Origin of the sequence: Caballeronia sp. SBC1 (assembly GCF_011493005.1) — a bacterium.
In the GTDB taxonomy this organism is placed as follows: domain Bacteria; phylum Pseudomonadota; class Gammaproteobacteria; order Burkholderiales; family Burkholderiaceae; genus Caballeronia.
This window is the reverse complement of sequence record NZ_CP049157.1, coordinates 1903336-1922803: the sequence shown is the minus strand read 5'-3', so window position 1 is coordinate 1922803 and position 19468 is coordinate 1903336. Positions and strand designations below refer to the sequence as shown.

17 protein-coding genes and 2 pseudogenes are annotated in these 19468 nt (G+C 61.3%); 3 read left to right on the top strand and 16 right to left on the bottom strand.

From position 1 onward, the window contains the following. Positions 1–27 precede the first annotated feature (27 nt). On the bottom strand, positions 28–636 hold the full coding sequence (locus tag SBC1_RS26645; protein WP_165100486.1) for a plasmid pRiA4b ORF-3 family protein: 609 nt from the start codon (positions 634–636) through the stop codon (positions 28–30). A gap of 74 nt (positions 637–710) precedes the next feature. Between SBC1_RS26645 and SBC1_RS26640 the strand changes: the two are divergent. Next, positions 711–1281, top strand: a pseudogene (locus SBC1_RS26640) (tyrosine-type recombinase/integrase); the annotation flags it as partial. A gap of 242 nt (positions 1282–1523) precedes the next feature. Here the strand turns inward: SBC1_RS26640 and SBC1_RS26635 are convergent. From SBC1_RS26635 to SBC1_RS26595, 9 genes are all read right to left on the bottom strand, one after another. Further along, positions 1524–1910: a BON domain-containing protein gene (locus SBC1_RS26635; protein ID WP_165100489.1), complete on the bottom strand. Its 387-nt coding sequence runs from the start codon at positions 1908–1910 to the stop codon at positions 1524–1526. Positions 1911–1940: 30 nt separating this feature from the next. Next, positions 1941–3086, bottom strand: a complete 1146-nt coding sequence (locus tag SBC1_RS26630) for a porin (protein WP_165100498.1) — start codon at positions 3084–3086, stop codon at positions 1941–1943. Between the two features lie 93 nt (positions 3087–3179). After that, a complete protein-coding gene (locus SBC1_RS26625; RefSeq protein WP_165101611.1) occupies positions 3180–4808 on the bottom strand; it encodes a 3-(methylthio)propionyl-CoA ligase in 1629 nt (542 codons plus the stop codon). Between the two features lie 41 nt (positions 4809–4849). After that, positions 4850–5212, bottom strand: coding sequence for a Rieske 2Fe-2S domain-containing protein (locus tag SBC1_RS26620; RefSeq protein WP_165100525.1), 363 nt, complete (start codon positions 5210–5212; stop codon positions 4850–4852). Beyond that, entirely contained in the window at positions 5199–5747 is a 549-nt protein-coding gene (locus SBC1_RS26615) for an alpha/beta hydrolase (RefSeq protein WP_165100530.1), read from the bottom strand. The genes SBC1_RS26620 and SBC1_RS26615 overlap by 14 nt, the downstream gene beginning before the upstream one ends. Continuing rightward, complete coding sequence (locus SBC1_RS26610; protein WP_165100533.1) at positions 5744–6592, bottom strand: TauD/TfdA family dioxygenase; 849 nt, start codon at positions 6590–6592, stop codon at positions 5744–5746. Before SBC1_RS26610 ends, SBC1_RS26615 begins: the two co-directional genes overlap by 4 nt. Positions 6593–6602: 10 nt before the next feature. Next, positions 6603–7583, bottom strand: coding sequence for a quinone oxidoreductase (locus tag SBC1_RS26605; RefSeq protein ID WP_165100536.1), 981 nt, complete (start codon positions 7581–7583; stop codon positions 6603–6605). Positions 7584–7691: 108 nt separating this feature from the next. Continuing rightward, positions 7692–9011 carry an MFS transporter gene (locus tag SBC1_RS26600; RefSeq protein ID WP_165100539.1) on the bottom strand — a complete coding sequence of 440 codons (1320 nt, stop codon included), beginning with the start codon at positions 9009–9011 and terminating at the stop codon, positions 7692–7694. Positions 9012–9163: 152 nt separating this feature from the next. Next, positions 9164–10219, bottom strand: coding sequence for a 3-keto-5-aminohexanoate cleavage protein (locus tag SBC1_RS26595; RefSeq protein WP_165100542.1), 1056 nt, complete (start codon positions 10217–10219; stop codon positions 9164–9166). A 247-nt stretch (positions 10220–10466) separates the two neighbouring features. Between SBC1_RS26595 and SBC1_RS26590 the strand changes: the two genes are divergently transcribed. Next, a complete protein-coding gene (locus SBC1_RS26590; RefSeq protein ID WP_165100545.1) occupies positions 10467–11468 on the top strand; it encodes an AraC family transcriptional regulator in 1002 nt (333 codons plus the stop codon). A 237-nt stretch (positions 11469–11705) separates the two neighbouring features. Here the strand turns inward: SBC1_RS26590 and SBC1_RS26585 are convergent, their stop codons facing one another. The 5 genes and pseudogenes from SBC1_RS26585 to SBC1_RS26565 all read right to left on the bottom strand — a co-directional run bounded on the left by SBC1_RS26585 (position 11706) and on the right by SBC1_RS26565 (position 17243). Next, positions 11706–12890 carry an acetyl-CoA C-acyltransferase family protein gene (locus SBC1_RS26585; RefSeq protein WP_165100548.1) on the bottom strand — a complete coding sequence of 395 codons (1185 nt, stop codon included), beginning with the start codon at positions 12888–12890 and terminating at the stop codon, positions 11706–11708. A gap of 274 nt (positions 12891–13164) precedes the next feature. Then, positions 13165–14223: a 3-keto-5-aminohexanoate cleavage protein gene (locus SBC1_RS26580; protein ID WP_165100551.1), complete on the bottom strand. Its 1059-nt coding sequence runs from the start codon at positions 14221–14223 to the stop codon at positions 13165–13167. Positions 14224–14766: 543 nt separating this feature from the next. Further along, complete coding sequence (locus SBC1_RS26575) at positions 14767–16113, bottom strand: MFS transporter (protein ID WP_165100554.1); 1347 nt, start codon at positions 16111–16113, stop codon at positions 14767–14769. 54 nt (positions 16114–16167) lie between these two features. After that, positions 16168–16498 (bottom strand): annotated as a pseudogene (locus SBC1_RS26570) (3-keto-5-aminohexanoate cleavage protein); the annotation flags it as partial. 184 nt (positions 16499–16682) lie between these two features. Then, positions 16683–17243, bottom strand: coding sequence for an alpha/beta hydrolase (locus SBC1_RS26565; protein ID WP_165100557.1), 561 nt, complete (start codon positions 17241–17243; stop codon positions 16683–16685). A 235-nt stretch (positions 17244–17478) separates the two neighbouring features. On the opposite strand from SBC1_RS26565, the gene SBC1_RS26560 reads away from it, so the two are divergent. Beyond that, positions 17479–18513 (top strand): AraC family transcriptional regulator, encoded by a 1035-nt coding sequence (locus SBC1_RS26560; RefSeq protein ID WP_165100560.1) that lies wholly within the window; start codon positions 17479–17481, stop codon positions 18511–18513. On the opposite strand, the gene SBC1_RS26555 is transcribed toward SBC1_RS26560, so the two are convergent. Beyond that, the gene (locus tag SBC1_RS26555; protein WP_165100565.1) at positions 18510–19439 is read right to left on the bottom strand and encodes a LysR substrate-binding domain-containing protein; all 930 of its coding nucleotides are present in this window, start codon (positions 19437–19439) and stop codon (positions 18510–18512) included. The two genes, SBC1_RS26560 and SBC1_RS26555, sit on opposite strands and share 4 nt — an antisense overlap. Positions 19440–19468: the final 29 nt, after the last annotated feature.

The following is a 19468-nucleotide window of genomic DNA, read 5'->3' as shown; positions in this document are numbered from 1 at the left end:
CGCTCAACCGTCGCTTAAGCGATCGGTTTACCGCGCAAGCGTCTGCAGCCGCTCATTCGCCGCACACCGGTCGAAACACCGATCCAGCCAGATCAGCCATTCATCGACCTCAACGCGTAGATCGTTCACCTCGATCTGGCTTTCGCGTAAAGTCTCGATCCACTCGAGAAACTCGTGCTCGCTATGAACTTCCAGAGCATTCATATATCTCTCGGGACCTCCGGCGTCTTCTGGCGGACAACGCCCGGCGCCCGCTACGCAGCGTGGTAGGGGCGTTGACCAGTGGTTGTACGTTCGCCGCTTGACGCGCACGTCATGTAACCACCACGAGGTGAAGTCGTACAGATAGGTGAAGCGCTCATGTTCGTGCAGGCCAAACGCAGCCAAAGACAGGGTGTCTGGGCCGTCGAAGAACTGTAACGCACCATCCCGATGTCCACCGTAATGCCATGCGCGGATGACGAAGCGGTACAGGTGACGGTCGTGCCAGCCCATGGCGAGCTGCATCACATGATGCATCTGCGCAATCGCGATCTGCTCGGGAATTAGGAGTCGCCGCCAGACCGGCGGGCTAACGCCTCGCAGACTGATTCGCAGCTGGAGAACGGAAGTGGCTTCGGAGGAGTCGGAGTCCATCGACCCACTATAAACACCTCCTTCGGTTATTTTTTCGGGGCCGATTCAAGCCCCTGCTTTGGCGCGGTCTCGCGCGCGTGCGCTGGCTGATCTCGCTCCTGTACCTGATGGGGCTGCGCATCTCGGAAGTCGTGAGCAATCCGATGGGAAATTTTTAGACGGCGCGATCGCGACGGCCAGGACCGATGGTGGCTGGCGATCACAGGCAAGGGCAACAAGGAACGTTTGCTGCCGGCGACGACTGAGCTGATGGCGGAGCTGACCCGCTATCGTCGATACTACGATCTCGCGGCCCTTCCCTTCGGCGGTGAAACGACACCGCTGCTGTTGCCGATCGGCGGATCTCACCGGACGCTGACCCGTGGTGGTGTGCACCTGATCATTAAACAGGTGTTCGACAACGCGATCGACTATCTGCAATCAACCGGCGACGCGCACGAGCGCGCTACCGAACGCTTGCGCCAGGCGTCCGCGCATTGGCTACGGCACACGGCAGGCTCGCACATGATGGACGGGCAAGTTGATCTGCGATACGTGCGGGACAATCTTGGCCATGAATCGATCTCGACCACGAGTCAGTACCTGCATGCGGACGACGACGATCGGCATCGGGCAACCGAGGCCGGGCTGAGACTCAATTGGTAGCAAGACTACGGATCGAAGGTGGCATAAGCAGAGCTGTGACTGGTAGGTAAGCCGCGGCCGCTGTTGTGTGCTCGGAATGCCTCAAGGCGACATGCTGCTGTCATTCGTATAGCGTCCTCTCTCACTCGCAAGGAGGCGGTGGCCGTGCGGGGCCGCCCAATCGGGCGTCGTCCCTGATTGGTAGAAGTCGGCGTGACGAGTTGTCTTCGACCTCGCCGTACTCCGTGCTTGACTACGGCGGTTTACATGCCGCCAAACGGTTTCTTCACCGTCAGCTTGTTGGTCACCGACGTCACTCCGGAAACGCCCCTGGCCAATGCTTTAGCCTTGCCGATCTGGGCCGCTTCCGTGACCGTGCCATTCAGTGTCACCGCGCCGTCTTTCGCGATGACACTGATGTCTCCGGCGCTGATTTCCTTGTCCTTCCCGATAGCGGCATAAACACTGCGGCGCAGGGCACGGTCCGCCTTCCTGCCAGCAGGAGCCACGGCGCCCGATGCCGCCATCTCGGACGCGCCTTGCGCACCGGCCGATGCACTAGCTGCTCCAACGGGCTGGGACCACGCGGTTGCGGACGCTGCAAAGAACCATGCGGCGACCGCCAGCTCGAGTGCCTTATTTGTTTTCATGGATTACTCCGGTTCATGAAGGTGACGCAATCAGAAGCTATGGCGAATGCCGACCATGGCCGCAGTGGTGGAGACACCGGGCGCAACCGGGGCTCCATAGATGATCGTCTGGTTCATCGTCCCCTTGTTGTTGACATATCCAACCTGCGCGTACGCCTTGGTCCTCGCGGACAGGTTGTACTCCGCACCTACTGCGAACTCGCTCGAGTGATTCGCCGAGTTGTTCCGGTCCTTCAGGTAGTAGTAGCCGGACGTGATCTTGAAGGCCGGATTGAACTGATAGCCAAGGCCGCCCGAGGCCATTTCGAAGTCGACGCTATTGCTCTTCGCCGGGTTCTTGCCGATAGCGTACGAGGCGGATACTGAAAGGCCGCTGATCGTATACATCGCACCGAAATAGTAGAAGCGGTTATTGCTCGAGCCTGTCTCTGGCACCGCCGGAGCCGCTGGATAAGTCAGCGGATACGGGTTGGTGTCATGCCCGTTGTAGTACACCGCGGACAGGTTCAGACCGTAATTCGAATACTTGAGCACGGCTGACTCGCGCGTGCCGCCCTGAAACTGTCCCGCGACCCCGCCCGGCGCGTACTCGAGCGCAAGGGAGGTGCCATAGAATTTCGGCGAATTGTAGACCAGCGCGTTGCTGTCATAGAGGGCGCCGATTGGAGCGTTCGTGCTGGTACCGGGCCAGCCGGCCGCCTGATTGACGCCCAGCCACGAAGTCAGGATGCTGCCGAAATACTGCGCCCCGCGTACATCGGTTTCCGCCATTGCGTAGATCATCGGGATGATCTGCCGGCCGGCGTCGAACGTGCCAAACGGCCCGGTTGCGCCAACCGTCGCATACTGGTTGAAGAGCGCGGTCGTGCCCGGCGTATCGGACAACCCGAACTTGCCGTTCGTGGTGTTGAACGTGCCTTGCAGCTTGAACGTAATCTTGTAGCCACCGCCTATGTCTTCGCTTCCCTTCAGGCCCCAGTAGCTGGAATAGATGCCGCCGTCCTTGAGTTCATAGACATGCCCCAGGTTAGGCGCTCTCGGAGAGAACGTCGCGGCCGAGGTGCTCTGATACAGGAATCCACTGTCGAGTACGCCATATAGCGTAACCGACGACTGGGCATGCGCCGATGCGGAAAATACTATCAGCACTGCCAATCTATATGATTTAAATCTCATTGCGTCTCCTCCGGGTTCGGGGCGCCCCGGGTGGACCCGGTGGCTTATGATTTTGTTGCTCGAATGAACCTGTGTTGTTACCTTGCCGGCGTCTCAGGCCGACAGGTAGTAATCGCCGAACTGATCCCGTAACTGGTTCTTGAGCACCTTGCCAGTTGCACCGAGCGGAACCGAGTCGACGAACACCACGGCCTCCGGCTTCCACCACTTCGCAACCCGGCCGTCAAAGAACGTGAGCAGTTCATCTGCGGCGAGTCCACTGCCAGGCTTCTTCACGATTAGCAGCAGCGGTCGCTCGTCCCACTTCGGATGCCGCGCGGCGATGCAAACCGCCGTCGTGACGTCGGGGTGCAGATACGCGACGTTTTCGATGTCGGTCGAACTGATCCATTCCCCGCCGGACTTGATGACGTCCTTGCTGCGATCCGTAATCTGCATGAAGCCGTCCGGATCGATCCTTGCCACGTCGCCGGTCGGAAACCAGCCGTCGTGCAGCGGCGATCTGCCGTCATGCCCGAAGTACGCCTGCGTGACCCAATGACCGCGTACGAGGAGATCACCCGTCGCCGTGCCGTCCCACGGCAAATCGTTGCCCTCCGGGTCGACGATTTTCATATCAATGCCGAATACCGGGCGCCCCTGCTTCGCCTGAAGCGCGTAGCGCTCTTCCATGGGTCGCGACACCTGATGCGCCTTGAAACTGCAGATGGTGCCGAGCGGGCTCAATTCCGTCATGCCCCACGCATGCAGGACGTCAATGTGATAGCGCTCCTGGAACGCCGTTGTCATAGTGGTCGAGCAGGGAGCGCCGCCAATAATGGTGCGTTTCATCGATGAAAACGAACCCATGATTGTCTCGACATGCGCAAGCAGGCCTTGCCAGACTGTCGGGACACCGGCTGATAAAGTGACCTGTTCGTCCTCGATCAGGTCATGGAGCGACTTGCCATCCAGCGCCGGCCCCGGAAACACCAGCTTCGCACCCACCATGCAGGCGATATACGGCAGTCCCCACGCATGCACATGGAACATCGGCACGACCGGAAGAATCACATCTCGCGCTGAACAGTTCAGTGAATCCGGTAGCGCTGCCGCGTAGGTGTGCAGCAGGGTCGAGCGGTGGCTGTATAACACTCCCTTCGGATTGCCGGTGGTCCCGGACGTGTAGCACAACGATGAAGCGCTGTTTTCGTCCAGCAGCGGCCAGTCGAAAGCGTCGCTGTGACCCTCGGCGAGATCTTCGTAGCACAGCAGCATCGTGGATAGGTCATGATCTTGCGGCATGTGCGCACTATCGGTCATTGCTACGAAAACCTTCGGACTCCTGACCCGCGCCGCAACGCTCTCGATCAGCGAGAGAAACGTCAAGTCGAAGAACACGACACGATCTTGCGCATGCTCGATGATGTACGCAAGCTGATCGACGTGCAGGCGGGGGTTGAGCGTATGCAACACGGACCCGGACCCAGACACGGCGAAGTACAACTCCATGTGCCGGTAGCCGTTCCACGCCAGCGTCCCGACCCGCTCGCCCGGCTGGATGCCGAGGCTTGCGAGGGCATTTGCCATGCGGCGCGCGCGTTGTGCAAAATCCCGGTACCGATACCGGTGAATGTCGCCTTCGACCCGTCGTGACACGATTTCCTGTTCGCCATGGTGGCGTTCAGCGTGCATGAGCAGTGACGCAACCAGTAGCGGTTGCCGCATCATCAAACCTTGCATCCTTGTCCCCTGATTGAATACATGTTCCAGCGCTGCCCGGATCACGGTTCCGCACTGCATGCCGGTACCTGCGCGGGACTGGTTTTCGGATCCTCAATACTCACGATCAGCTTTCCGTCGATGGCGCGGACGGGGAAAGTTGTCAGGCTCAACCCGCCTGCGCCCGGCATGCAGCCGGTGCGCACGTCAAAGCGCAGACCGTGCGCGGGGCAGCTCAGCACGCCTCCCTCCAACTGACCGCTTGCTAGCGAGGCCCCATTGTGAGGACACGCGTTATCGATTGCGTGGATCGTGCCGTCGATGTTGAACAGGACAATGCCGCGGCCATTGATGAAGGCCAGCTTGCGCCGGCCTGGCGGGAGGTCATCGACCGCGCCAGCCGGTATCTGATCAGACGAGGTCATGAATCAGTGCCTCCGCCATCGGCCATTCACCAAACCCCGCTGCGGGATTCAGGTGACCGACATCGCCCAAGTCGACGAGCCGACTGCCCCAGTCTTTCGCCATCGCGGCCGCACGCTCGAACTGCGCGAGCGGATCGTTGCGGCTAGCACCGACAATGCTCGGGAACGGCAGCGGCTTTCGTGGAATCGGCTGCCAACCGTTCCGGGCGAGTGCATCGAGGGCCGGATAGCCTGCGGGCAACGGCGTCTCGAGGTCGGCCGGAGCGGCGAGCAGTGCGCCGTGAATCTTGCGGCTGTGCTGCTGGGCCCAGTGCACCGTGATCATCACGCCCGCGCTGTGCGCGACCAGGATCACCGGGCCATCGACTTTCGCGAGGGCAGCATCGAGCGCCGCGACGCGTGCCGCGCAACTGAGTTTGCCGTGCTCAAGCGGCGGCACTGAGACCACCTTGGGCAACTTTTGCACCAGCAGCGTTTGCCAATGCTCCGCAACGTAGTCGCGCAAGCCCGGCACCATGAGGACGGTGGGTGTCATATCGGCTTATCACCGATAATTCCGGCGCGCTCCATCTTGCGGTGACACGGCGGGTAGTCCATCACTGCATAGTGCTGCGTGCTGCGGTTGTCCCAGATCGCAATGCTGTTGGATTTCCAGCGCCAGCGGACCTGGTACTCGGGGATGTAGGCTTGACTGATGAGATAGCGCAGCAGCTCACCCGCGCCTGGATTGGCGTCCTGCCCGAAGCGCACGCGCGCCGGCGTGTGGTAGTTGGTGAAATGGGTGGTGAAGGCGTTCACGAACAACACCTTCTCGCCGGTCTCCGGGTGCGTGCGCACGACGGGATGCTCCGCGTCCGGGAATTGCGCCTTGAGAGCGAGACGTTTTTCAATCGGCATCGCGGCACCGAAGCTCGCCTCGATGCTGTGGCGGGCGCGCAGGTCTGCGATCTGGCTCTTGATATGGTATGGCAGGTTCTCGTGGGCGAGGACCATGTTTGCCCACATCGTGTCACCGCCGACTGGCGGGCACTCCACGCAGCGTAGGACAGCGCCGAACTGCGGCGCCTCGCGCCAGGTGGCATCCGCGTGCCACGCGTTTTCATACCGGTCGTTGGGTTGATCCGGGTTCTTGTAGATGCGCACGAGGCCCGGATGTTCCGGGTCGCTGCCGGCAACAGGATGATCCTCCAGTTCGCCAAAACGGCGTGCAAACGCAACATGCTCAGCGCGCGAGATGTCCTGGTCGCGCAGGAACAGGACCCGGTGCTTGAGCAGCGCCGCACGCATCTGGGCAAACAGGCCGTCATCGTCGATGGCATCGGCAAGATTCACGCCAACCAGTTCGGCTCCAATGGCGCAGGTCAATTGTTCGACTCGCATGGCATTTTCCTCAGATGACGAAGACCGACGAGCCGGTCGTCTTGCGCGATTCAAGGTCGCGGTGGGCCTGCGCCGCGTCCTCCAGCGCGTAACGCTGGTTGAGTTCGATCTTGATGCGGCCCGCGGCGACATGCCCGAAGAGTTCACCGGCGAGTTCGTCCTTCTCGGCGGGGTCGGCGATATAGTCCGCCAGCGCGGGGCGAGTCAGGTAGAGCGAACCCTTCATCGCCAGAATCTGTGGATTGAACGGCGGAATCGGCCCGGACGCCGTGCCGACGCAGACCATCAAACCACGGCGCCGGAGCGAATCGAGTGACGCCTCAAAGGTATCCTTGCCGACGCTATCGAACACGACGTCCACCCCGACGCCGCTGGTCAGTTCGCGCACACGCTTCGCGACGTCTTCCCGGCTGTAGTAGACGATGTGATCGCAGCCATGCGCACGGGCCACGTCGCCCTTGGCCTCGTTCGAAACCGTGCCGATCACGGTGAGGCCCAGCAGCTTCGCCCATTGCGACACAATCAGTCCGACACCGCCGGCGGCGGCATGCAGCAGGATGGTGTCACCCGTCTTGAAATCGTGAATGCGGCGCATCAGGTACGACGAGGTCAGGCCTCGCATCGTCATGCCGGCAGCCGTTTCGGAGGAGATCGCATCCGGCAGCTTGATGAGCGGCGCTGCCGGGACCAGGCGTTCAGTGCTGTAGGCGCCGAGCGTGTTGAGAAAGCCGGTGTAGGTCACGCGATCGCCGAGCGTGACGTTGGTCACGCCGGAGCCGATTGCCTCGACCACACCCGCAGCCTCGACACCCATGCCTGCAGGCAGCGGAACGGGGTACAGGCCGGTGCGGAAGTAGGTGTCGGCGAAATTCAGGCCCACCGCCTCATGGCGCAAGCGGACCTGTCCGGGGCCGGGGTCGCCCACTTCAACGTTTTCATATCGCAAGACTTCGGGACCGCCGGTTTCATGGAAGCGCACTGCTTTCGCCATGTCGAATCTCCTGTTATTTACTCGAACTGCAAATTTATATTTGGTCGGTAACGGTGCTGTCCGTCCCGCTCTCAGGTTCACTTGCCAGGCCTGAAGCTTGCCGGTGGGTCAGCATCCGGCCTGTTCACGCAGGGCACTCACGCGATCGAGGTCGACGCCATAGTTCCGCTTGCCGATGAAGAAGGCGACTGCAGCGACCAAGGGTGCAAACGGCACGAATTGCAACGCGCCGAGCAGCCCGATCCGGTCGGCCACGATGCCCGTCAGGACGGCGGCGGGCGCCAACCCGAGCAGGTTATTCGCCAACGTCAGGGTGGCAAACGCCGACGCATGGATCGACGGTGGGGTGAGGTTCGCCACCATCGCACCCGAGGGTCCGGTCGCGCCTGCGCAGAAGAACATGCCAGCGCCGATCACGACGAGCTGGGCCAAACCCGCCGGCATCCGGAAACCGATCGTGAGCAGCACGAAGCAGATCACGCAGAAGGCGACGGCAGTGCTCCACTTTCTTTCCCGCCGATGTTTGCTAAGCCGGTCGGTCAGATTTCCGCACACCACCATGCCGAAAGCGGTGACCAGCACAAACACGGCCGCGCTCATGGCCGCCTTGCCGGTGGGCATGCCGTAGTAGCGGTTCAAGAAGCTGGGCATCCACGCCCATACGGCTGCTGGGACCAGCAGATGGATACCGCTGCCGACGTAAGCACACACGACCGACTTTGTCGAAAAGAGCCCTTTCATCAGCGAGGGGAAGCTCATGCATACGCCTTGGCCCTGCGCTTGCCTGCTCATGCTTGCGGGCTGCAGGCGCGCCAGTTGTTTTTCGGTGACGGCAAACCGGTAGAAAACCAGCAGCACGATCCCCAGGGCTGCCATTGCGCCGAACGCCGCGCGCCAGCCAAGGTGAGCCGCGACCGTGCCCCCGAGCGCCATGCCGAGCACTGAACCGAACGCCCCTCCGGCCATGAACGCGGCGGTGAGCGTGGAGCGCAGCCGTGCCGGAAAGATGCTTAGGACGACCGCGATGCCGACACTGCCATAGGCAGCTTCACCGACACCGACGAAGGCGCGCGCAAGCAGCATCTCGTTGTAGTTCGTCGAGAGCGCACAGCCGAGCGTTGCGAGACTCCACATCGCCGCCATCAGGACAATGCTCTTCACGCGGCCCCAGCGGTCGGCGAGCACCGACAGCGGAAAGGTGAGCATGCCGACCATCAGCGCGACCACACTGCTCAGCGAACCCAGCCGGGTGTCGGAGAGGTTCCACGTGGCCTTGAGCATCGGAAACACCGCGTTCAATACCTGCCGCGACATGTAGTCGGAGAGCAGCAATCCCACCGTCAGGGCAAATACCACCCACGCATAAGCGCGCACGTCTTTCTGCGTCGTCGAAACATCGGCCGTCGTGGGCTCAGCATGCGTGAACATGAGTCGTCTCCTTCGTCTCCAGCTTGTTGGCGTCCGCCTTGTCTTGCAGGACAAAGTGGGCCTTTATGGATACCGCGCAGCCCTCCGCGGCATGCCGGGGAGCCTTACCTATGAAACCCGGCATCCGCGAAGCGTCAGCGGTGCTCAATTCTTTACGCCGCGCGCAGCGGGAGGTTCTTCACACCGGCCTTGCGATTAGGCGCCATGCCGTTGGCCGCGAGCGTCTCGTCGGCCGTTTCGTACTGCACGCCAATGCGGTAGATGTCGTGCGCTTCCTTGCCGGAAGCAATCTCGCGGCCCAGTTCGCGCGCCACGCGCACGCACTGTTCGATCTGCTGCACTGAAGTCATCCTGTTGCCGTGCTGGTCGATGATCGTGTCTTCGATTCCGCAGCGAGGATGCAGGCCCATGGCCATCGCCATCATGTTGAACGGCAATACGTTCTTCAGCAGCGACTCCGCCGTGAGCGTGCAGCCGTCCGGCGCGCGATGAACGAAGTTGGAGAAGTTGAACGGGTTCGGCCCGTCGAAGCCCCCGCCAATACCGATCCACGTCAGGTTGAGCGGACCCTTGTAGGCACCCTTGCGCACGAGGCGATCGAGTGTCTCGAGCGCATGGATGCCCGTGAGCTGGAAGTGCGGCTGGATCCCCGAAGCCTGCAGGCGCCGCAGGTGTTCCTCGACCCATGCCGGGCCGGCGGGCACCGTCATTTCGCTATAGGCGGTCATCAACGCAGGGTTAGACAACGAGGTGCCTTCCAGGTACTCGGGATAGAGCAACTCCATGATGTTCATCTGCGTGGTGTTGATCGCGACCGTCACCTGATCGGGCTTCGGGTCGAGATTAGCGAGCATGTGGCGCGTGTCGTCGGACAGCCACTTGGCGGCCTGACCGTCGTCTTCCGGTGCAAATGAGATCGAGCCGCCTACCTGGATGATCATGTCCGGCACGGCCGCGCGCACACCCGCGATGAGTTCGTTGAATTTCGACAGGCGCTTGGAGCCCTTGCCATCCAGTTCACGTACGTGCAGGTGCAGGACAGTCGCGCCGGCGTTGTAGCAATCGACGGCCTTCTGGATCTGCTCCTCCATCGTCACCGGAATATCTTCCGGAAAGTCGTCGGGCATCCATTCCGGGCCGTACGGAGCGGTCGTGATGACAACCTTGTCCTGGTTCTCGGGGTGCAGCGAATCGTCGAGGAATTGCATCGTATTCTCCAATTAGGTGACGGTATTCCGACGCTCCCGGCACGGCTGGCCGCATGAAAACTGGTCGAAATATGATGAACCGTTGAGATCGCACGATACGGCAATCCTGCGTTACACTTTTGTGATTGGGCGCCATCCTTTTAGGATTTCATGCCACTACGCGTTAACACCGGTATGTGCGCGCGGGAGGCATTTTCATGACCGGACGGCAAGGCGCTGCCCTTAAGATGCGCGCGGAGGCATAACGATGGAAACGATGCTGCGCTCGGTAGCCATGAGCGGCTATTTCGATGTGACACGGCGGGTTGGATTGAACCCGGTCGAGCTTGCACAGCAGGTCGGGATCGATACCGCAGCGCTTGCGAATCCGGACGATCGCATTCCGGCCGCCGCCGCGTGCCGGCTGCTGGAACTGACGGCCGAAAAGGCGTCATGCCCGACTTTCGCGCTGCAGATGGCCGAAACCCGGCAGAAGTTCGGTACCGGTGTGATCAATGTTCTGCTCGCGCATAAGCGCACGCTGCGCGAGGCATTGCTGGCCGCAGCCGAATACCGGCATTTACTGAACGAAGCCCTGGCTGTGCATGTCGAGGACGCGGGTGAAACGGTCACCATCCGGGAAGAACTGATCGTCGAACCAGGTACCCCGACGAATCAGGCGATCGAGCTCACGGTCGGCGTGCTCGGGCGCCACTCCAGCGCCCTGCTAGGCAATCACTGGAAACCGCGCTCGGTCCATTTCGTTCATCAAGGACCCAAAGATCTGACGTTTCATCGACGGTTCTTCGGCTGTCCGCTGGAGTTCGGGAGCGATTTCAATGGCTTCGTGTGTGCAGCTGCCGATCTGGACTACCCGAACCCCGCCGCTGACCCGGAACTCGTGCGCTATGCCGAGAGCCTCGCCGACTCGCTCAACGTGACGGGTGCCGACTCGATCGCGCTGGAAGTGCGCAAGGCGATCTACCTGCTACTACCCCTCGAGCAGGCCACCGTGGAACGGGTTGCCCGCCATTTGCGTCAGAGCGTTCGAACCATGCAGCGCCAGCTCGAACTGGCGCATACCAGCTTCTCGCGTCTGGTGGAGGAGGTCAGATGCGAACTTGCCGTGCGCTACATGAGCAACCCGCGCTATCCAATCGGGCGGGTTTCGGCACTGCTGGGCTATTCACAGCAGGGCTCTTTCACCAACTGGTTCAATTCACGCTTCGGCGTGACCCCGCGCGACTGGCGCAACAGCCATTTGAAATGATGGCACTGCGCATTGAGCCTTCGATGGTTTCGCTAGTAAGTACGTCATCGAATCAACCCAAGCTCGCAACCGCAAACCACCAGGACGACCGGCGCGCCAGTGGGCACGCCTTGCACGGAGTCATTTGAAACGCTGTCAGGCGGCGAGTTGAGGTTGCTCATACCGGACAATGGTCCAGTCATGTGCCACTTTGCGTCGCCGCCGCCACACGTGATTGACCTTATCTGGTCTTCGACCTCACAGGCGCTCGAACACTGCGGCAATACCTTGGCCACCGCCAACGCACATCGTCACAAGCGCGTAGCGGCCACCGATGCGTTGCAGTTCGTAGATCGCTTTGGTAGCGAGAAACGCGCCCGAGCAGCCGATTGGATGACCCAGCGCAATCGCGCCGCCGTTCGGGTTGGTCTTTTCCATGTCGAACTCAAGTGCGCGCGCCACCGCGATGGCCTGCGCTGCGAACGCTTCGTTGCTCTCGATCACGTCGATCTGGTCGAGCGTAACGCCACCTTTCTTGAGCGCCAGCTTCGTGGCGGGGATCGGGCCTTCGCCCATGATGTCGTTGGGCACCCCGGCCACCGCGTAGGACACCAGTCGCGCAATCGGCTTGTGGCCCGCCGCGGCCGCCACTGCCGCGTCGGCGAGCACGAAAAAGGCCGCGCCATCATTGATGCCCGAGGCGTTGCCCGCGGTCACCGAGCCGTCCTTCTTGAACGCCGGCTTCATCTTGGCCAGCGTCTCCATGGTCGTGGTGGACTTCACGTGCTCGTCAGTGTCAAAGATCACCTCGCCCTTCCTCGTCTGCTTGACGATGGGGACGATCTGCGATTTGAAGCGCCCTTCGGCAATCGCCTGCGCCGCTCGGCGGTGCGACTCCACCGCCAGCGCATCCTGCTGCTCGCGCGTAATGCCCCATTTTGTCACCAAGTTCTCAGCCGTGATACCCATGTGGCCCACACCGAACGGGTCAGTCAGCGTGGCGACCATGGTGTCGATCATTTTGGTGTCGCCCATGCGCGCGCCACTGCGCATTGCGGTGGACAGATAGCCGCCGCGGCTCATCACCTCAACCCCTCCGCCGACGCCGTAGTCGCAATCGCCGAGCAGGATGTTCTGCGCTGTCGTCACGATGGCCTGCAGGCCAGACGAACATAGGCGATTCACCGACATCGCCACCGAATCCATAGGTAGCCCGGCCTGGATGGCCGCCACGCGCGCCACGTAAGCGAAGCGGCTCTCGGTGGGAATCGTGTTTCCAACGGTCACGTAATTGATCGCCGTCGGGTCAACGCCGGCGCGCGTGATCGCCTCCCTCATCACGGTGCCGGCCAGCTCCGCCGGTTCAATGTCGGCGAGCGATCCGCCGAAAGTTCCGATCGCCGACCGGGCCGCGCCCAATACCACGACATCACGCTTGCTCACGATTACTCTCCTTGCAATTGAATGACAATAGTTGCCCCGTGGACTAGTCGATATATTACCTGGGTCGTTCTGGACAGTCTCTGACACTCAACGAGGGAGTACCTGGCCTCAATGCTTGCGGTGTACGACAGAGCGAGAATCAGGAACTGCGCCTGCTTACGCAGCAGGGTGTGCTTTAGGCCGACTACGGACATCTGACAATTCTCAACACGCCGTCGGTCCGGCACATGACCCGGGGCGCGCACAAGCGTCAGACCACCTTGCGTTCGATCATTCAGACGGCCTTGCGCAGGAAGCCCTGATTTCCACCGTTGCGGTTGGGCGCGAAGCCGTTGGCCAACAGGGTCTCTTCCGCCGTGTCGTAGAACACGCCTATTTTGCTGATCGCGCGCGCCTGCCGGGCAGTGGCCACCTCGCGGCCGAACTCACGCGAGATACGCACCAGTTGCTCGATCTGCTCGACTGAGCTCATCTTCTTCGTGCGTGTCTGGTTCCAGAGGCAGTCCTCGGTGCCACAGCGCACGTGCAGGCCCATTGCAATGCCGATCATGTTGACCGCCAGCACGTTGCGCACTGAGCTCTCCACCGTCAGCACCGCGCCGTCCGGCGTGGCGCGCACGAAGTTGGCCAGGTTGTAGATATTCGGTGCGTCCATGCCGCCGCTGATCGCCACCCAATTCATGACCAGAGGGCCCTTGTAGATACCGCGCCGGATCAACCGCTCAACCGACTCGAAGCTGTTGATGTTGTAGCACTGGAAGGCGCTCTGGATGCCGGCTTCGCTCAGGCGGCGGATGTGCTCCTCGGCCCAGCCGGGCTGCGCTGGCACTGTCATCTCCTTGTAGGCGTTGTAGATCGCAGGAATTTCCCTGGATGTGCCCTTGAAATCCGCCAGCTCTGCATGTTCGGTGACGTTCATCTGCGAGGTATTGATCGTCACCGTGACCTGCTCGGGCTTGGGATCGAGCTCGGCCAGCATATGGCGCGTGTCGTCGCTCAGCCACTTGGCCGCGGCCCCTTCGGTCTCGGGCGCGAAGCTGATCGAGCCGCCCACCTGGATGACCATCTCGGGCACCGCATTGCGCACGCCGGCAATCAGCTCGTTGAACTTCGACAGGCGCTTGCTGCCTTTGCCGTCGAGTTCGCGCACATGTAGGTGCAGCACGGTAGCGCCGGCGTTGTAGCAGTCCACCGCCTTCTGGATCTGCTGCGCCATCGTGACAGGAATGTCCTCGGGAAAGTCGGAGGGCAGCCAACCCGGGGCATAGGGTGCGGCCGTAATGATGAGAGGTTGCTGGTTTTCAGGGTAAAGGGAACCGTCGAGAAAGTTCATGTCATGTCTCCAAAGGCAGGTTGGGAGTAAGGAAGGAAATAGGAGGATGGGGCTGGCGAGCCCGGCGCTCAGTACGCTTATCGCCGACAATTCCGGCTCACTCCAACTTGCGCGGGGCGGACCAGGAGTCCATCACCGTCGCTGCGTGCTACGTTTGTCCCAGATCGCAACGCCGCTGGTTTCCCGCTGCAGCATCTGCGGATCACCGATGTGGTCACAGCAAATGCCCATAGCCGATGAGATATCCCATCGCCACAATGCGAAGCAGCCAGCGCGAAACTCGTGGCGTGAAGAGAATTTTCTGGCGCCGTGTCCAAAGGTGCTTGTCACACCGCGCCACGACTTGACCGCCCGCGACAGCACAATTGCGGTCCTCTGCTTAGCTGCCAGCCATCTGTGAAAGAGGAACGGTCACGGCCAAAGGTATGGGACACCGTGAGACAGTGGCGATGCTGATCTCGTCGCACTGTTGAGGGACTGACGCTTTCGGCGAGCAAATGAGCATGTTTGTTTGAAGCGTCTCCGTGACCAGCTACTCCTTGCTCAGACTGCAGTGCCGGTGCTCAGGGTGCCGGCGAGGACTGGCGCCACATCCAGCTTCACATTGGAGATCTGGGCCGCATCCGCGTCATAACTGCGCATTGCGATGACAAAAAACACCGCGGCCAATATACTGAAGAGAGGAATGACTGTGAGTGCCTGCTGCAAACCCCATTGGTCGGACAGGACACCCGCCAGGAACGGACCCACGGCTAGGCCAAACACGTTTTGAAACAGGGAAAGTACGGCCGCGCCGGTAGAGCGCACACCTGGGTGAACGACGTCCATGGCAACGCCGGCGACCACACCGACGGTGCAGTTCATGAAAAAACCGCCAAGAACGATCAGCTTGAACTGTGCATCACCCGTATATGTGCCGCCAAACGCCACCACGAAGATCACCGATGTGACCAGGCACAGCACGGATAGCACGGGCAGCTTGTTGCGCGGCTTGCGACGTGCCAGGCATCCCGCCACGATGCCCCAGAACGTGCAACCAAAGGCACCGACCAATACCACCACCGCCGCCGCCTTGCCTGCAGCCTCCGGTGCCATGCCTTGGAAACGGTTGAGGTAGCTGGGCAGCCACGACCAGATCGCCGACACGGTGATCAGTTGAGTCGACGCTCCAGCGCAGACCCACAGCAGCGTGCGCGTGCGCGCCAGCGTGCCAAAGATGTGCTTGAGCGCCCCACCCAGAGACTGGGTCACCTGGTTCGAGCTTGGCGTCAGTGCCACCGTCTTGTAGTCGCGCACGAGCAGATAAAGCCATGCCAGCACGAGCCCAGGTACACCGACCACACCAAAGGCGGCCTTCCAGCCCCACCTGGCCGCGATCATCCCCCCCAACACCACACCCAGCACTGAACCCAGCGCTGGCGCAGCGTAGAAGGCGCCGAGCGCGGCGCTCCGCAAGCGATTGGGAAACAGTGTTGAGATAAGGGCTACTCCTACCGAACCATAGCCGGTTTCACCAACCCCCACCATCGCACGCGCCACAAACAATTGACTGTAATTGGCCGTGAACATGCACGAGATCGTGGCCAGGCTCCAGGTGATAGCCATCACCACGATGCTCTTTACACGGCCCATGCGGTCTGCCACCAGCGCTACCGGCAATCCCCCGACCCCTACCACGATGGCAATGATGGAAACCAGGGAACCCAGCTGTTTGTCACTCAGGTTCCATTCGCTCTTGATGTGGGGAAATAGTGAGACGATCACCTGTCGGTCGAGAAAATCGAAAAACATAAGCGCGAAGGTCATCGCGAATGCAAACCAGGCTTGCCGTCTGCTCGTCAGGTAATCGTCGTTGTTGCGGGCCTCCGGGCGATCGGGTATCACGTTCATGCTCGTCTCCTAATATTTTTAAAATACCGGCCACGGTCCTGGCGCCTCGCGCGTTCAGACGGCCTTGCGCAGAAAGCCCTGATTACCACCGTTGCGGTTGGGCGCGAAGCCGTTGGCCAGCAGGGTCTCTTCCACTGTGTCGTAGAACATGCCAATCTTGCTGATCGCGCGCCTGCTGGGCGGTGGCCATCTCGCGGCCGAACTCGCGCGAGATGCGCACCAGTTGCTCGATCTGCTCGACTGAGCTCATCCTCTTCGTGCGCGCCTGATTCCAGATGTTGTCCGCGATGCCGCAGCGCACGTGCAGGCCCATTGCAATGCCCATCATGTTGACCGGCAGCAGGCTGCGCATTGAGCTCTCCACCGTCAGCATCGCGCCATCCGGCGCGTAAGGCATCCAGGGAAGGTCTTCATCATTGAGACAACCCGTATCGATCGTTTCAAACAACCTGTCGCGCATTCCTCATAGAAAATCCCACGCCTTCGATGCGTGGCTCGGGCACTGTCGTCTTCAAATCCCGCAGACCTGATCCCTTTTTCCCCGCCAGTGGCACTTGGCCATCGTTCGGTCATGAGAGTTCGCGAATGAACTCATCGGCACGCGGCCACTCGCCATGGCCCGAGGCCGGATTCAGATGCCCGACCTCGCCGAGTTCGACGAAGCGACTGCCCCACGCCTGCGCGAACTCACGGGCGCGATCGAGACGCGTCAGAGGATCGTTGCTGCCTGCCGCAACGATGCTCGGAAACGGCAATGTGCCGCGCGGGATCGGCAGCCAGCCATGCTCTTTCAGTGCGTCGATCTCCGGGTAGCCTGCCGGCATAGGGGTCTCGAGATCCGCGGGTGCCGCAAGCAGTGCGCCGCGCACCTCGCGTGTCGCACCCCGTGCCGCCCAATGGGCGACCATCATCGCGCCGGCGCTATGCGCCACGATAGTCACCGGGCCCTCGATGCCGGCCAGAGCGCGGTCGATCGCGTCGACGCGGGCCGCACAGCTCAGCTTGTGGTGCTCAAGCGGGGCGACGCTGCATACACGAGGCAGCTTCGCCGCCAGCAGGGTCTGCCAGTGGTTCGGCACATGCTCACGCAGGCCGGGGACGATGACAACGGTTGGCGTCATAGAGTTCATGTCGATCATTCGGTAAGGCCTGTCACCCATGAGGGTGATGCGTTCCATCTTGCGGTGGCACGGCGGTTAATCCATCACTGCGTAGTGCCGGGTTGAGCGGCTGTCCCGGAACGCAACAGTGTCTTTCTTCCAGCGAAAACGCGCGTGACATAGTGTTAGTGCGACGGGTTTCCCCCGCTTGACAATACATGACAGGGACTTATCATTTCGTGCCAATCTTCTATTCAGTTCTCCGATGTCTTCCCTTGTCCGCGCTGCGAGCCTGACCAACTATAGCGAGGTCGCTCGTGCAGCCGGACTGGACCCGGTGCGCATGCTCCTTGACGCCGGGTTAAGTCCGGACGTGTTGCGCGAGCCGGACCTCATGATTCCAGTAGAGCGTGTCGGACAACTGCTCCAGGCGTCCGCAACCCTGTCAGGCAACGAGAGTTTCGGACTATGCATGGCCGAGTCGCGCCTCTTGTCCAACCTCGGGGCCGTAGGATTGCTGATCCGCGACCAGGCAACGCTGCGCGACTCGCTCGACATGCTGATGCGCTACCAGACCTTGCTCAACGGCGCGCTGTCGCTGGCGGTCGAGGAATGCGGCGAACTGGTCATCATTCGCGAGGCGATAATTGCTGGCAGTGCGCATCAGCCCACGCGCCAAAGGGTTGAACTGGCGCTGGGTGTCATGGTGCGGTTGATACGCCAGCTCCTCAAGACCGACTGGCAGCCGCGGCGGGTATGCTTCGAACATCCGGCGCCGCGCGACGCTGGTCCACACCAACGGTTTTTTGGCGGTTGCGTCGAGTTTGGCTATGACTTCAACTGCATCGTCTGCTCGAAGGCAGATCTCGACGCACGCAACCCGTCAGCAGATCCGGCGATGGTGCGCTACGCGCAGCAGTTGCTGGACGCGTCTGTCATGTCGCAGCAGGCGACCATGCTTGAGGACGTGCGGCGTACGATCCTGCTGCTGTTACCCAGTGGGCGCTGCGGCATCGAACAGGTGGCCAAGCACCTCGGCGTGGTGTGCCGCACGGTCCAGCGCCGGCTGGAGGAACAGGGACAGAGCTTCTCGTCGATCCTGAACGATATCCGCAAGGAACTCAGTACGCGTCATGTCATCGAGAGCGATCGTCCGTTGACCGAGGTGGCGACCCTGCTCGGTTTTTCCGCGCCGAGCGCATTCTCCCGCTGGTATCACGCGCAATTCGGTTGCAGCCCCAAGGACAGCCGGGCGACACGCGACGCAGTGCGCCGACAGTCGACCGGCGAGGCTCGCTAGCGCGTCGTGCGGTGCGTCCCCTGGCGCTTCGCGAGACCACCGTATGACAGCGCTGTATCGATGAACCCCCGCACGCAAGGCGAATACTCGCGAACACGATACGCCACTGCGAGTTCGACCTGATCTTTGAAATCGCTTACAGGTTTGAACACCACGCCAGGTTGGGCGAACCCCCGGATGGATTGAGGCACGAGCGCCACGCCGTAGCCCGCCGACGCCATGCTGACCGCCGTAATGAAATCGTTGACCCGATACTCCGGTTGCGCATCGAACCCACCGATGCTGCCGAGTCTGGCGAGATCTTCCGCAAAGCCGGCCGCCTCATTGAACTGCGGCGCAATGAATGACACCCCCCGCAACTGGGAAGCCTTCACGGCTTTCACGCGCACGAGGGGGCTGTCCGCCGGCAGGGCAATCAGCAAGCGTTCGCTCTGAACGACTTTGGCTGTGACACCGTCGGGATAGTGCGCGCGGGGCCGAATGAAACCGACATCGATGGTCCCGTCCGACAAACGTTCCAGTTGCGTCGGTGTTTCCATTGCCACGATGTGCATGCGAACGTCCGGGCTCGCCATCCTGAATGTCTTGAGCGTATCGGGCAGCAGCCCGGTCGTGACCGCCGAGCCGATATAGCCGAGCGCAACGTGACCTGCCTCTCCTCTTGCTGCCAGACGCCCGATGCGGTCGGCTCGCTCCAGTTGCCGCAGTGCGGCCTTGGCTTCGAGCAGAAATACGTCGCCTGCATTGGTTAGCGTGATTGCCGCGCGTTTGTTGCGGTTGAGCAGTCGTACGCCGAGATCGGTTTCGAGCCGCTTGATCTGCAGGCTGAGCACCGATTGAGCGATATCGAGCCGGTCGGCTGTGCGAGCGAAGTGCAAATCTTCGGCCAATGCGACGAATAGATTGAGTTGCCGGCAATCGATCATCTTTAATCTCGATTTACGAATAAAAACGC

Excerpts from the sequence above, each read along its gene's own strand:
- SBC1_RS26600 (WP_165100539.1), bottom strand. The coding sequence starts at position 9,011 with ATGTTCACGCATGCTGAGCCCACGACGGCCGATGTTTCGACGACGCAG.
- SBC1_RS26580 (WP_165100551.1), bottom strand. The coding sequence starts at position 14,223 with ATGAACTTTCTCGACGGTTCCCTTTACCCTGAAAACCAGCAACCTCTC.
- SBC1_RS26575 (WP_165100554.1), bottom strand. The coding sequence starts at position 16,113 with ATGAACGTGATACCCGATCGCCCGGAGGCCCGCAACAACGACGATTAC.
- SBC1_RS26555 (WP_165100565.1), bottom strand. The coding sequence starts at position 19,439 with ATGATCGATTGCCGGCAACTCAATCTATTCGTCGCATTGGCCGAAGAT.
- SBC1_RS26605 (WP_165100536.1), bottom strand. The coding sequence starts at position 7,583 with ATGGCGAAAGCAGTGCGCTTCCATGAAACCGGCGGTCCCGAAGTCTTG.
- SBC1_RS26625 (WP_165101611.1), bottom strand. The coding sequence starts at position 4,808 with ATGCAAGGTTTGATGATGCGGCAACCGCTACTGGTTGCGTCACTGCTC.
- SBC1_RS26620 (WP_165100525.1), bottom strand. The coding sequence starts at position 5,212 with ATGACCTCGTCTGATCAGATACCGGCTGGCGCGGTCGATGACCTCCCG.
- SBC1_RS26565 (WP_165100557.1), bottom strand. The coding sequence starts at position 17,243 with ATGAACTCTATGACGCCAACCGTTGTCATCGTCCCCGGCCTGCGTGAG.
- SBC1_RS26560 (WP_165100560.1), top strand. The coding sequence starts at position 17,479 with ATGTCTTCCCTTGTCCGCGCTGCGAGCCTGACCAACTATAGCGAGGTC.
- SBC1_RS26590 (WP_165100545.1), top strand. The coding sequence starts at position 10,467 with ATGGAAACGATGCTGCGCTCGGTAGCCATGAGCGGCTATTTCGATGTG.
- SBC1_RS26610 (WP_165100533.1), bottom strand. The coding sequence starts at position 6,592 with ATGCGAGTCGAACAATTGACCTGCGCCATTGGAGCCGAACTGGTTGGC.
- SBC1_RS26635 (WP_165100489.1), bottom strand. The coding sequence starts at position 1,910 with ATGAAAACAAATAAGGCACTCGAGCTGGCGGTCGCCGCATGGTTCTTT.
- SBC1_RS26615 (WP_165100530.1), bottom strand. The coding sequence starts at position 5,747 with ATGACACCCACCGTCCTCATGGTGCCGGGCTTGCGCGACTACGTTGCG.
- SBC1_RS26645 (WP_165100486.1), bottom strand. The coding sequence starts at position 636 with ATGGACTCCGACTCCTCCGAAGCCACTTCCGTTCTCCAGCTGCGAATC.
- SBC1_RS26595 (WP_165100542.1), bottom strand. The coding sequence starts at position 10,219 with ATGCAATTCCTCGACGATTCGCTGCACCCCGAGAACCAGGACAAGGTT.
- SBC1_RS26630 (WP_165100498.1), bottom strand. The coding sequence starts at position 3,086 with ATGAGATTTAAATCATATAGATTGGCAGTGCTGATAGTATTTTCCGCA.